This is a genomic window from Priestia sp. MDV22-iso46 (assembly GCF_058629175.1).
Window position 1 is genome coordinate 295327 of sequence record NZ_JBZVWT010000004.1, and the last position, 13540, is coordinate 308866.

General features: G+C 38.0%; 10 protein-coding genes. 2 read left to right on the plus strand and 8 right to left on the minus strand.

Annotated features, from left to right (window positions below; genetic code table 11):
- Positions 1-13 precede the first annotated feature (13 nt).
- Together murJ and AC4NPH_RS22395 are read left to right on the plus strand one after the other, a co-directional pair.
- Entirely contained in the window at positions 14-1516 is a 1503-nt protein-coding gene (murJ, locus tag AC4NPH_RS22390; RefSeq protein WP_013059875.1) for a murein biosynthesis integral membrane protein MurJ, read from the plus strand.
- 25 nt (positions 1517-1541) lie between these two features.
- A complete protein-coding gene (locus AC4NPH_RS22395) occupies positions 1542-2918 on the plus strand; it encodes an O-antigen ligase family protein (protein ID WP_013059876.1) in 1377 nt (458 codons plus the stop codon).
- 27 nt (positions 2919-2945) lie between these two features.
- On the opposite strand, the gene AC4NPH_RS22400 is transcribed toward AC4NPH_RS22395, so the two are convergent.
- The 8 genes from AC4NPH_RS22400 to AC4NPH_RS22435 all read right to left on the minus strand — a co-directional run bounded on the left by AC4NPH_RS22400 (position 2946) and on the right by AC4NPH_RS22435 (position 13529).
- Positions 2946-4745: a cation:proton antiporter gene (locus AC4NPH_RS22400; protein ID WP_055991573.1), complete on the minus strand. Its 1800-nt coding sequence runs from the start codon at positions 4743-4745 to the stop codon at positions 2946-2948.
- A gap of 230 nt (positions 4746-4975) precedes the next feature.
- A complete protein-coding gene (cydC, locus tag AC4NPH_RS22405) occupies positions 4976-6721 on the minus strand; it encodes a thiol reductant ABC exporter subunit CydC (protein ID WP_234419985.1) in 1746 nt (581 codons plus the stop codon).
- The gene (gene cydD, locus AC4NPH_RS22410; RefSeq protein ID WP_491938928.1) at positions 6721-8433 is read right to left on the minus strand and encodes a thiol reductant ABC exporter subunit CydD; all 1713 of its coding nucleotides are present in this window, start codon (positions 8431-8433) and stop codon (positions 6721-6723) included. The genes cydC and cydD overlap by 1 nt, the downstream gene beginning before the upstream one ends.
- Positions 8433-9449, minus strand: coding sequence for a cytochrome d ubiquinol oxidase subunit II (gene cydB, locus AC4NPH_RS22415; RefSeq protein WP_043977563.1), 1017 nt, complete (start codon positions 9447-9449; stop codon positions 8433-8435). Before cydB ends, cydD begins: the two co-directional genes overlap by 1 nt.
- The gene (locus AC4NPH_RS22420; RefSeq protein ID WP_053487837.1) at positions 9436-10842 is read right to left on the minus strand and encodes a cytochrome ubiquinol oxidase subunit I; all 1407 of its coding nucleotides are present in this window, start codon (positions 10840-10842) and stop codon (positions 9436-9438) included. The genes cydB and AC4NPH_RS22420 overlap by 14 nt, the downstream gene beginning before the upstream one ends.
- Before the next feature lie 300 nt (positions 10843-11142).
- Complete coding sequence (locus AC4NPH_RS22425) at positions 11143-11598, minus strand: threonine/serine exporter family protein (RefSeq protein ID WP_013059882.1); 456 nt, start codon at positions 11596-11598, stop codon at positions 11143-11145.
- Between the two features lie 14 nt (positions 11599-11612).
- A complete protein-coding gene (locus AC4NPH_RS22430) occupies positions 11613-12374 on the minus strand; it encodes a threonine/serine exporter family protein (protein WP_029319463.1) in 762 nt (253 codons plus the stop codon).
- 144 nt (positions 12375-12518) lie between these two features.
- Positions 12519-13529, minus strand: coding sequence for a LacI family DNA-binding transcriptional regulator (locus AC4NPH_RS22435; RefSeq protein ID WP_013059884.1), 1011 nt, complete (start codon positions 13527-13529; stop codon positions 12519-12521).
- Positions 13530-13540 lie beyond the last annotated feature (11 nt).

Sequence of the window (13540 nt, forward strand, 5' to 3'; positions counted from 1 at the left end):
GTAGGAGTTTCGCATGAAAAACTTAAAATTCGCGAGCATTTTACTGCTCATATCAACATTATTTTTGAAATTTTCTAGTATGATTCGTGATTTAGTTATTGCTAACTATTTCGGTACAAGTTATATCGTCGATTCATACAACGCAGCAATGATCATTCCAAACGCTTTTATTTTATTTATGTTAACGGGGATGAAGGATGCGTTTATTCCTAGTTATTTACGTTATGAAAAAGAAAATAAAGGAAAGGTTCATTTGACTAATATTGTTAAATCAACCTTTCTTATTTGTTTCATTATTTCGGTTCTCGGATCAATTGCCGCTTTCTTTTACTTTCCCGCTTCGTATTCTAATTTTTCCAAAGCAGCAATTGAACTAGGAATTTATACGGGCGTTATGTACTTCTTATCTCTTTCACTAGTTGGAGTGAATGCCGTATACGAAGGTGTATTTGATGCACGAAGTCAATATTCTTTCTCCGTGTTTTCTCAAACGGTTGTCGTACTATTTACGATTTTAAGTACAATCCTATTACATTCAATTATGGGCGGCTATGCAATTGCTCTTGGCTATTTTATAGGAACAATTGCTTCTTTCTTAATTAAAGTTGTCTATTTTAAACCGCAGCATCTGCTGTTATGGAAGCAAAAAATTGACCGTGATGAAGTGGTGGCTTTTTATAAAGTATTCATCCCTGTTGGTGTGACCATTATGGTCGGTCAAATTAATTTAACTGTAAACTTCTTCTTTGCTGGCTCCTTTGGTGAAGGTGTTATTTCATACTTAAATTACGCCTTCAGACTTGTAAGTATTCCCCAGGCAATATTCGGGGTTACGGTCGCAACCATTATTTATCCGCTGATTGCAAGAGCCATTTCTGAAAAAGATGAAGAACGCTTTAAATCAGGAATTGAAAAAGGGATTACGTTTATGCTGATGCTGCTAATTCCGACGATTGTTATTATGATCTTTTATATGAAAGACATTGTAATGATTGCTTATCAGCGCGGTGCATTTGACGCACATTCAACGTTAAAAACAACGGATGTATCTTATTATTACCTAGGTTCGGTGTTTTTCTATTCGCTGCAAGCTGTTCTTGCAAAAGGATTTTATTCTCTTCAAAAAGGTTATCTTATTATGAGAGCAGGCTTATTATCCATTGTGTTAAATATCATCTTTAACATGATTTTCACTAAATTTATGGGATACCAAGGATTAGCACTTTCCATGTCAGTGGTTGCCTTTTTCTACACGGCCATCGTATTCGTTATGCTGGCAAAACAAATCAATCACTTCCATTACGGATATCTAGTGAAAGAAACAGGAAAAATTCTTTTAGCTTCCGTACCTGTTGCTATCGTCATGTTCTTCTTAAAGGACATCGCATTTTTGAATTCATTACATGTTATCTTACGATTTGGTATTGTCTGTATTGCAGGTGGTTTAGTATACTTAATGTCGACGCTATTATGCAGAGTAGAAGGTGTTATGCTTTTAGTTAAAAGAAAACGTTAATTCACGTAAAACAGGAGAGTACTATATGAAGAACACATACTGGTTATTTTTTCTGTTCGTTGGTTTTATTTCAATTCAGCCAATTATTGATATGCTAACGACGTACATGGTTTTGAACATGGATAGTGGTCTCTCAATTGGGGTTGTTATTCGCTTTCTATATATGATTTTTGCAGGTGTCCTACTTTTAGTGTTTGCCAAACAGTCAAAATGGGCTAGATATTCGATTATCTACCTTATTGCTTTTGCACTCTTTCTTGGACTCAATATCTACTTAAATCATCAATGGAAAGATCCTTATTATATTGGGCAAGAAATTAAATTTTTCAATAAGGTTGTTTATATGAACGTTACCTTACTTGGAATGATTGTGATATTTTCACATTATCGATCGTCTGTGGATGTAAAAAGAATACTGAGCAAAAACTTATTGACTGCTTCACTCATCATCAGTATTGTTTTTATCGGTACAATGCTAACAGGTACAGCACTAGAGAGTTATCAGTATAATAAAATCGGATTCAAAGGCTGGTTTTATGCAGCGAATGAGCTAGGGGCAACCATTGCTATTTTGCTTCCTCTGACACTGCTTTTAGCTTTAGATAAAGTACGTTCGTTTTCAAAAGCTTATTACTGGATTCCTTTTATCTTATTAGCCGTTTCATCCATCATGCTTGGAACGAAAGTAGGCTTAGGTGCCGTTATTCTTTCTTTAGTTGTAGCAACAGTTGTCTTATTTGCAAAATTATTTACGAATAAACGCAGCTTAATTAAAGCCAACTTAGTAATCTCAATTCTGCTTTTAATTGTAACCGGAGCAACTACTCCGATTTCTCCAGCTTATAAAAACACATATACGCACATCGATATGTTAGAAGCTAAAAAAGAGAAAACAGAGAAAGAAAAGCCGGAAAAGAAAGAAAAAGAAAAGCCTGCTAAAAAGAAAAAACAAAAGGAATCAAATTTAGATGACAAAGATATTCAAAATCTGATTCTAAGCAGCCGTGAGCAATTTTTAGCTCATCATAAGGAAGAGTATGCAAAAGCACCTATTGCACGAAAAATGATAGGTATGGGCTTTTCTGGTGACTATACCAAGCAGCTTCCGCCAAAGATGATTGAAATGGATTTTTATGATTTGTTTTTCTCTTTAGGTATCATCGGATTTTTACTATGGGTTCTTCCACTTCTAGTAGTTGGTTTAACCGTGTTGGTTCGATTATTTAAAGACCCATCACAGCTTCTGGATGAAAGCTTTATGATGTATAGTACAGCAATTGTATTAGCTCTTGGAATTGCTTTTGTAGCTGGGCATGTCTTCACCGCACCAGCCGTTACCATCTATTTTGCAGCAGCTGCTGCTTATCTGTTCGTCATTCATTTTAAACAAAAACAAGCATAAAAAACAGGCCATTGAAGGCCTGTTTTTTTATCTTTTTAATGGCTGAAGGCTTAATACCGTATCACCCGCATTAACGTTTATTTCTTGATCATGAGCAAAAAAACTCAATGCCTTTCCTTGCTTGCTCACTGCTAGTAAAAGAGAATCATCGCTTTTCTCCTCAAGATATGTTTCATACGTATATTCATCCGTAATTTTTGTATTGTAAATCGTATATCCGTGCTCCATTTTATGATGCAGAAACTCCCACGTAATTCCTTTCTTAAAGAGCATGCGTCCTCTTACTGTGTGCATAATTTCATCGACGTCTTCTCTTGAATCTTCTTGGTCACGAATGCTCAATTGAAAAACATTGTTCCGCCCCATATCTTGAAGAAAAGCAGTACAAACAAGCGCATTATATGCATCTAACTCAGTTGCAGCAATCACGTATTCATAAGGAGTTAAATCTAGATGATATTCTGTTTGCTCAGCTAGAACTTCTCCGTGATACACATCTACTTCCGCTCTGCGCGCAACTCTTAAACGCTCCCACGAAGAATCAGCAACTAATACTGGATAGCCCAGCTGTTTTAACTTGGAAGCAAAGGCAACCGTAAAATCATTGCTTCCTACAAGCAAAATACCAGGTTCTTCTCCAATTGATAAATCAAGCTTCTTAGCTAGCCATGAAAGGGAAAAACCGTGTGCACAAACCGTAGCAAACACTAAAGCAAATGTCAGAGTTGTTAGGATGGAAGCATCTTTAAATCCTTCATCAATTAGTACTTTCGCAAAGTAGCTCGAGACCGTTAACGCTACAATTCCGCGCGGGGCAATCCAGCCAATCAGTATTTTTTCTTTTATAGATAAATCTGTCCCTACCGTTGATAAAAAGATGGAGACAGGTCTGACAATAAACAGCATAAGTAAAACAAACAAAATAATATTCCAATGAAAAATTTCAGTAATGGTCTTCATCGTCAGTCCAGCCGTTAACATGATAAAAATAGTAGAAGTCAATAGAACCGAAATGTTTTCTTTAAAATGTCGCATATCACTAATAGATGAAATATGCATATTAGCAAGCGTAATCCCCATCGCTGTTACTGCTAGAAGACCTGTTTCATGCTTAATTTCATCAGCTACCGTAAAGCAGGCAATAACGACAATAAATACGACCGGAGATTTTAAATACTCTGGAATATGACCCTTTTGAAACATCCATCCTATTCCGCGGCCAAGAAGCCACCCTATTAAAACAGCAATAATAGAGGCTGCAAAGAAAAAGAGAATTGTTTTTCCACTCACTTCTCTCAGTACTAAAAATTGAACAATTTCAAACGAAAAAACGGCCAGCAGTGCACCAAATGGATCAACAATAATACCTTCCCATTTTAAAATCGCTGCTGGTTTTGGCTTTAATTTAGCTTGTCGTAAAAGAGGTAAAATCACGGTTGGACCCGTCACAATAAAAAGCCCTCCGATAACAATTGCCACCGCCCATGATAAATCCGCTATATAATGAGCAGCTAAAGAGCCTAAAATCCAAGCTAGCATGGCTCCGAGCGTCACAATGCGAAACACGGGCTTTTCGATTCCCCTTACCTCTCTCATGTCTAAATTCAAGCTGCCTTCAAATAAAATAACAGCTACAGCAATCGATACAAAAGGATCAAAAAGCTGAGCAAATTGTGCTTTAGGATCAATTAAACCTAAAATAGGGCCTGTTAGTAGTCCGATAATTGACATCACGACAATTGCTGGTAACTTAAATCTCCAAGCCAGCCACTGAGATAGAACTCCTAGTCCCACTACGAGCGTGATATGTATAAGCATAGGTTCCATTGTATCTTCCTTCTCTCGTTCGCATAATGTGTATATATTTTCCCTAAAATAAACCGATGTTATACAGGAAGAAACAAACACTACCTTGTTTTACCACTTTTTCAAAAATGCTAAACGCATACTCTTTTCTTTGAATCCAAGCTGCTTTCTTTCTTTCATTCGACACATATTTTACTCGTGTTTGTCGAATTTCACTTTATTATCAAATAATAAAAAGCCTTTAGCTTCTGCTAAAGGCTTTTTGCCGGATGATCCAATTCATATAGCTTTTGATAGTGACTGTTCGTCGCAAGTAATTCGTCATGCGTTCCTCGAATGGCTATCTTACCATCTTGCAAAAATAAGATTTCATCCATTTTTTCCATCCCAACTAAATTATGCGTAACCCAAATTAGGGTTTTGTCTTGAAGAGTTTCAAAGATAGTGGATAACAGACGCTTTTCAGTGATAGCATCCAACCCTGCAGTTGGCTCATCTAGCATAACAATTGGCGTATGCTGAAGCAGAACACGTGCTAACGCAATCCGCTGACGTTCTCCTCCCGAGAAGCGCTGACCTGTTTCGAGCATCGGCGTTTGATATCCTTGGTGCAAACCTTCCACAAGGGAGTGCATATTCACTTGCTTCATGGCCTCAATTACTTCTTCTTTTGTGGCCTCTTCATTAGCTAGTAATAAATTGTTGGCTACGCTTGTATTAAATAAATAAGGATTTTGATTTAATACCGAGATGAGTTTTGGTACATCTTCACGAACTTCAGCAACAGACTGACCGTTTAGCTGAACTGTACCTTCTGTAGGTACTAAGGAGCCTTGCAGCAACTTTAATAGAGTCGATTTTCCAGCTCCACTCTTGCCAAGAATCGCAATTTTTTTCCCTTGCTCGACTTGAAATGAAAGATCATGAATTACTGACTCCTCCTCATTACTATAGCGAAAGCTTACATGCTCAACTTTTAATCTAACCGAATTCCATGAACCTTTATAAGGTAGAGAAAGAGTATGTTTTTTCTTTTCGTTCACTTCTTCCCAGTTCTTTTCCATTGCCTGTACTCTATTTAATGATTCTTCAAACTGAGGAATCTTTTCTACTGCATTAGATACTGGCAGCAGCGCTTCAGATAAAGGAAATACTACTAAAATAAAAGCAGCAATAAACACACCTGCAAGCTCTTTATCTGCAAAAAGAGAAGCCCCAAACCAAATCATTGTGACAATTAAACCTGCTACAACAAGTTGTCCAAACAATTCTCGATAATACGTCCATAGTTTAAGCTTACGATCCATGCCGTCTAACTCATTTTCTGTTTTGTTATACGAATGAAAAAATGACTGCTGCTGACCGCTTAACACCCAATCAGCCACTCCTAAAAAGCCGTCTGTGACCTTGGCATATAACTGTGCTTTGCTTGATTTATATCGCTGATTGGCTGCCTTCATATGCCAAAGGGAAAAAAGCGGCATCACTACTACTAATAAAAATAAATAGATGGCAATCAAACATGCAAACTTTAGGCTAAAGAATCCTAAAGCTACAATCGAAATAACGTATAAAATAACAGCTGAAATTGTTGGAAGAATGGTACGCAAGAACAAGTCTTGTAAACTTTCAATATCTTCCGCGAGAACTCCTAAAACATCTCCTGTTTGATAGCGAGATGTAGCAATTAACGGTTCAATCAAATGATAAAGACGTGTACGCATTTTAGCTAAAATACGAAGAATAAAATCGTGACTGACAAGACGCTCCGCATAACGGAAAGCGGCTCGGCTTAAACCAAATGTACGCACAAGTACAATTGGAACATACACCAATAAAATCGTTTCTGGCCGTAAGGAAGAAGCTGAAATCAAATAACCTGACGTGAACATTAACGCGCAAGCAGAACCAATCGTTAACATGCTTAGTAATAAAATAGAAAAGATACGATATTTATATGTTTTAAAGTAGGGCCATATCCAACTTTTATATTTCATCATATCTCCTCCTCTTCATGTAAAAATTGATAGTAAGCTCCTTTTTTTCGAATCAGTTCTTGATGATTACCGATTTCTGCAACTTTTCCGTCCTCTATTACAACAATGAGATCCATGTCTTTCATCCAATGCAGACGGTGTGTAGCTAAAATAAATAACTTCTCTTGGAACATCGTTAAAATATCTTGCTTTAATTCATATTCCGTTTCAATATCGACTTGTGCCGTTGGTTCATCAAGCATAATAATAGGGCGGTCGCTTAGAAATGCCCTTGCTAGAGCAATTCTTTGAGCTTGGCCGCCGCTAAGCTGCCGTCCTCCATCTCCGATCATTTCATTTTCCTTCTCAGACATCTGTTGAATCATAGATAAAAGCCCTGCTTTCGTTAAAGCATCTTCATAATCATATGAGCCGCCTCTATCTTGATAAAATTCAATATTTTCTTTTACTGTTCCATTAAAAATAAATGGATGCTGAGGGATATACGTAATCTGCTTTTGCCAAGCATCTGAGCGTAAATCAATTGGCACGCCGTTTACTTCAGCAGAGCCTTCTGTAGATTGCACAAAGCCGCTTAGTATATCAATAAGCGTCGATTTTCCAGCGCCGCTTTTTCCGATGATTCCAATTTTCTTCATTCCTTTAACATGCAGTGACACATCTTCAAGAGAAGGTGGATGCTCTTCGTCATATTTGACGGTGATATGCCTTAATTGAAGTTCACTGCTTTCAGTCCAACTAGGAACATCTTCTTTTTTAGTCGGCGTTTTTTCAGCCTGCTTCACAATCTTAAGTAATGCATCTCCGGATTCTTTTCCGTCTAATGTTGCATGGTAATCATTTCCGACTTCTCGTATCGGCAGGAAGTATTCAGGCGCCAGCAATAAAATCATAAGTGCAGGCTCTAATATCATCGAACCATTCACCAGCCGCAAACCAAGCATAACAGCCACGATGGCTACAGATAACATCGTAAAGAAATCTAAAGCAAACGTAGATAAAAAAGCAATTCGGAGCGTTCCCATTGTCGCTTTTCGATAACGGTCACTGACTCTTTCAATCGTTTCAGCATGCTCCTTACTTTTCCCGAGAAATGTTAAAGTTTCTAATCCTCGAAGCGAATCTACAAAGTGGTTCGCCAACACGTGATATGTCTCCCATTGACTATCTATTTTTTTTTGTGCAGCCAGTCCGAGCAAAATCATAAATAAAATTAAAATTGGCATGGTCACAAGTAAAATAATGCCTGAAAGCCGATCATGATACCAAACGAAAGCAAGCACTAGCCAAGGTGTAACGCTAATGGCGGCCAGTTTAGGCAAAAACAGCTCGAGATAAGCGCGAAGCTTCTGTAGGCCTGTGGTGATGAGCGTCACCAAGTTTCCTGTTCCTTCATCTTTGGTAAAACGCGGTCCTAATGCAAAAATGCTTTTCATGACTATCAAACGCAGTTCCTGAGTCGTTTTGACTCCAAATTGATATGACGTTTTTTTCACTATAAAACCTATGATCTGACGAACCATAAAGGCAGACAAAAACAATCCGATTGCTTTTGTCTGCGAAGTTAAACTTTCACCATGAAAAAGAGCGGTAATTACTTCGGCGAGCCACTTAGCTTGAAAAATAATGGCTACACTTTGAATAGTAATAAGCCCTATTAACATGGCAAGAACCATTTTTATTCCGTTGTAAACCATTAAATTTCTACCCATTAATACTCCATATGCTCCTTATGGTCTACACGCTTTCTGAAAACGTAGTAGCTCCAAATTTGATAACCTAACACAAAAGGCAGTAACGCAATAGCAGCGTAAGACATAATCTTTAAGGAATAATTCCCTGATGCTGCATTATGAATCGTTAAACTATAGCTTTCATTGATTGAACTAACCAAAACGGTTGGAAACAATCCTGCAAATATAGAGGAAATTGATAAAATCAAAATTAAGCCAGACATAGCAAATGCCCATCCGTCTTTTTTACGTGTAAGGAAAAATCCTGCTAGTAAATACACGAAAATACCGATGAAAAATGTATATAGCATCAAGCGGCTATGATTACTGAATAAATCTGTTTCAAAAAACGTCATGCCTGAAAAGATAAGAAGTAATAAGGCATTTATAGGCAAAAGCTTCATAGCGACTTTCCGTGAACGATCTCTAATATCGTCCATCGTACGGATCGTCGCAAAAATAAGTCCGTGCCATAAGCAAAGCATTGTTAACGTAACGCCGCCTGTGATGGTATATAGATTAACAATATCCGAAAAGCCGGCATTCATTTGCATGTTGCGCTCAACAGGCAGTCCTTTCATTAGCGCTGAAAATAAGATACCAAAAATGAGCGGTGGAAAAAGACTTCCAAAGAAGATAACCCAATCCCATGCATTTTTCCACGCTTGTTTTTCAACTTTCCCTCGAAATTCAAATGCTACACCGCGGCCAATAAGCGAAAGCAAAAGAAGAACAAAAAGAACATATGACCCGCTTAATAGCGTTGCATACCAGTTTGGAAAAGCGGCAAACATAGCACCGATTGCTGAAATTAGCCAAACTTCATTTGCATCCCAAAAAGGACCAATTGTATTAATAAAAGCTCGTCGCTCTAAGTCGTTTCTTCCTAAAAAACGAGACACCATTCCAATCCCAAAATCAAAGCCTTCTAAAAAGATAAAACCAACAAACAGAATGGATACTAGTAAATACCAGAATTCATTAAGAGAAAACATTGTATCCCTCCTTTGTAAACGGATCAGTTGATACTACTTTTGTATGTGCTTCGTGATCGTGATCTGGACCTTTTTTAATTTCTTTAACGAACAAGAACACCATAATCACAGCTAAAATTAAATAAAAGAACGAAAACGAGATAATAGAAAACAGCAATTCACCTGCTGTTACACCAGGAGACACGGCATCTTCCGTTTTCATATAGCCAAATACAACCCAAGGCTGACGGCCAATCTCTGTCATAATCCAACCTGCTGAGCTTCCAAGGAACGGAAAGGCAATGGCAATCGTCATAATACGTAAAAATAGTTTGCTTTCTTGAAGTTTTTTACGAGAAAGCAAGTACGTGCCCCAAATACCTAATGCACATAATACCCCACCTAGACCAGCCATAATGCGGAAACTCCAAAATGTTGTCCGAACGGGTGGAATATAATTTCCTGCCCCATATTTCGCCGTGTACTGCTCCTGCAGCTCGTTCATCCCAGGAACGGAACCTGAAAATTTCCCGTATGATAAGAAGCTTAATAAATAAGGTATTTTGATTTCACTCGTATTTTTCTTTTCATCGGGGTGAATATTTGCTGTTACCGTCCAAGCGCCTGGACTCCCGCTGTTTTCCCATAATCCTTCACTTGCCGCCATTTTCATCGGCTGTGTTTTAACTAAGTATCCAGCCTGTTCATGACCAGATAACGCAATTCCTACACCTGAAACTAACCCTACAATAATGGCAACTTGGAATGATTTTTTGGCAAAAGCCACATGTTTTTTCTTCAAGAGCATAATGGCACTGACACCCGTGATAAAAAAGGCGCCTGTTGCAAACGAACCTAAAATGGTATGAGGGAATTCAACCCACAGCTGACCGTTTGTTAACAATTTAAAGAAGTCATTCATTTCTAAACGTCCATTATTCAGCTCCATTCCAACCGGATGCTGCATAAAAGAATTAGCCGTTAAAATAAAGAACGCTGAAAAAATAGTACCTAGACTAACAAGCCAAATACATAGACAGTGCAGCCATTTAGGCAAACGATCCCACCCGAAAATCCACAGTCCGAGGAAAGTGGACTCCATAAAAAACGCGAGCAGTGCTTCAATAGCAAGCGGCGCACCGAATACATCTCCTACAAACCGTGAGTACTCTGACCAGTTCATGCCAAACTGAAATTCTTGTAAAATACCTGTTACGACTCCGACAGCAAAGTTAATCAGGAATAAGTGCCCCCAAAACTTTGCCATCTTTTTATACTGTTCATCTTTTTTTACTACGTACATCGTTTCCATGATCGCTACTAAAAAGACAAGACCGATAGATAGCGGTACAAAGATAAAATGAAACAGCGTCGTTGATGCAAATTGAATACGTGATAGTATAACTGTATCCATCTTCTTTCTCCTTTCATATATAAGAACATTCATCATTTCATAGATACTTTGCTTATTTCTGAGCATCTTTTACTTACATTGTGAAACGTTGAGCATGATAATTCGAGAGGTATGCTCAATGTTTCACATACATATGTAATATCTCTCTTTCTATCTACATAGTATAGTCTATTTTTTTAGCTGTGCACGTACATTTTTTGAACGTTTTTAGACTAAAACGTGACTTTCTTGTGACAAAAAAGTGAAGGATCTCTTTATTTTTTTCATAAAAAAAGCACGCTCTGATTTGAGCTTGCTTCTCTACGGTCGATATTTTGCTTTGGCATTTAATTTAGATTGACGAATGATTTGGTTGATGACTTCAGAAAACACAATACCAATGGCAATTGAACCTGAAATCATAAAAGCTTTCGCTGCAAGACTAATCGCTTCATTATAGTTATTTTCTACAAAGTTACGCATGGCATCGTATGCTGTTCCTCCTGGAACTAGCGGAATAATACCTGCTACGGTGAAAATAATGATCGGCGTTCGGTAAATTTTTGCGTAAATTTGACTAATAATAGCAATAAAGAAAGCCGATGCAACTGTGCTTGGAATTTCATCTACGCCATAGAACGTTAGCAAATAGTAAATGAGCCAGCCAATCATTCCGACAAAGCCACTTTTTAATAATGATTCACGTGGAACATTAAAAATGATCCCAAATGCTGCTGAAGCAATAAAACTTGTAATTATCTGCTCTACGATATGCATATGATGCCTCCCTTCTATAGAAGCGTAAATACAATGGCAATACCTGCACCGATAGCGAATGCCGTCAGAAACGCTTCTGCTCCTTTTGATAATCCAGACAGTAAATGTCCTGCCATTAAATCTCGCACTGCATTGGTAATGGATAAGCCAGGAACGAGAGGCATAACGGATCCAATAATAATTTTATCAATTTGCGTGCCTAGTCCTGAAGCAACTAAAAGAGCTGATAAAAGTCCAATAACTAACGAAGCGGTAAACTCAGCAAAAAAGCGAATCGGAATAAGACGGTGGAAATACACCACGGTTAAAAATCCGAGACCTCCTGAAAACATAGCTGGAATAAAGTCCGACCATAAACCTTGAAACATGATTAAAAAGCATCCGCTAGAAATGGATGCAGCTGCAAGTTGAACCCATAGTGGAAAAGCTACGTTCGTTGCTTCAATTTCTTGTAGCATTTCATACGCTTCCTCCAAGGAGATGTGTCCTTGACTGATTGTTCTTGAGACGCTATTTACCATGGTTACTTTTTTTAAATCTGTCGTTCGTTCCGAAATACGAATTAACTTCGTTTTCGTCGGTTCTTTCGTTTCAAGTGAAAACATAATCCCTGTTGGCGTCACATAGCTGTGGGATTTTTTTATACCGTAAGACGCTGCAATCCGCATCATTGTGTCTTCTACTCGATACGTTTCTGCTCCGCTTTCTAACATAATTTTACCTGCTAGTAAGCTAACGTCCATAATTTCATATTTATCTAATTTTTGTTGTGTCATCAAATCGCTCCAAACATATTAAAGCTTGGTTTTTTCCCCTACAGCATACAGTGTATAAGAAAGAGGGAAGTGGACGCAATGGTTAATGCAAAAAAGTGTGGACTTTTTGTCTCACACTTTCAGGAATAGTATATACATTCCTTATCAATTCATACGTTTTGTGGTCTCGCGCTCTACTAATACAGGTGCCATTTTATACTGTATCTGATCTATTTCTTGCTGATCCTGAATTTGCTGAAGTAAGAGGTTTACTGCTTTTTCAGCCATTTTTTCCATCGGTTGACGGATAGTTGTTAGTGGAGGATGCGCTTCACTAGCTTCTGTAATATCATCAAACCCTATAACAGACAAATCTGCTGGAACGTGAAGCCCATTTTGCCACGCACAGTGTATCACTTTCAGAGCAATGTAATCCGTAGCACAAATAAGCGCAGTTGGAGGCTCTGGATGATGAGCTAGCTTATTTATAAACTGATATAGTTCATCTGAGTTATTCATATCTTCTTTCACAAACTTTGCGTTTGCTGACGGTACATACTGATAAAAAAGAGACAGACGGTGTTCGACTCCGCTTACAGCTTTTCCAACGAACCCTATATTCTTATGACCAAGGTCCGTTAAGTGAGCAACAGCTAATTGCATTCCCACCGCATCATCTACATGTACAATCGGCCAAAGTGCAGAAGAGGCGTCTCCTGTAAGAGAAACGTAAGGCGTTTGATATTGTTTTAATATATCTACAAACGGATGCTGAGCAGCTACATAGTCTAATAAAATGACCCCATCAAACCAATGGTTCATCATAACATTTAATTGACGCTCAGCCGTTGTTTCTTCGTAATCCGTGTGTCCAATAAGAACATCCATCCCTCGACTTTGGACTTGTTGCTGTACCTTTTTTAATAGTTCAATTAGAAACGGATCTTTTAAATCTCTAATTAATATCCCGATAATCCCTGTTTTTTGGGCCCGCAGAGCTGCCGCAAATGGATTCGTCTGATACCCTAAATGAGCTGCTGCTTTTAGTACTTTTTGTTTAGTTTTTTCACTGATTTTAATTTTACCGTCTTTATTATTGAAGATTCTTGATACCGTAGCTAATGAAACTCCCGCTTCTTTTGCTACTTCTGTAATCGTGACTTTTTTTCTCCCCATTCGTACCGACT

What these genes read in the sequence shown, in the direction of transcription:
- AC4NPH_RS22400 (WP_055991573.1), bottom strand. Translation starts at nt 4,745, where the DNA reads ATGGAACCTATGCTTATACATATCACGCTCGTAGTGGGACTAGGAGTT.
- AC4NPH_RS22420 (WP_053487837.1), bottom strand. Translation starts at nt 10,842, where the DNA reads ATGGATACAGTTATACTATCACGTATTCAATTTGCATCAACGACGCTG.
- AC4NPH_RS22430 (WP_029319463.1), bottom strand. Translation starts at nt 12,374, where the DNA reads ATGACACAACAAAAATTAGATAAATATGAAATTATGGACGTTAGCTTA.
- cydC (WP_234419985.1), bottom strand. Translation starts at nt 6,721, where the DNA reads ATGAAATATAAAAGTTGGATATGGCCCTACTTTAAAACATATAAATAT.
- AC4NPH_RS22435 (WP_013059884.1), bottom strand. Translation starts at nt 13,529, where the DNA reads ATGGGGAGAAAAAAAGTCACGATTACAGAAGTAGCAAAAGAAGCGGGA.
- AC4NPH_RS22395 (WP_013059876.1), top strand. Translation starts at nt 1,542, where the DNA reads ATGAAGAACACATACTGGTTATTTTTTCTGTTCGTTGGTTTTATTTCA.
- cydB (WP_043977563.1), bottom strand. Translation starts at nt 9,449, where the DNA reads ATGTTTTCTCTTAATGAATTCTGGTATTTACTAGTATCCATTCTGTTT.
- cydD (WP_491938928.1), bottom strand. Translation starts at nt 8,433, where the DNA reads ATGGGTAGAAATTTAATGGTTTACAACGGAATAAAAATGGTTCTTGCC.
- AC4NPH_RS22425 (WP_013059882.1), bottom strand. Translation starts at nt 11,598, where the DNA reads ATGCATATCGTAGAGCAGATAATTACAAGTTTTATTGCTTCAGCAGCA.
- murJ (WP_013059875.1), top strand. Translation starts at nt 14, where the DNA reads ATGAAAAACTTAAAATTCGCGAGCATTTTACTGCTCATATCAACATTA.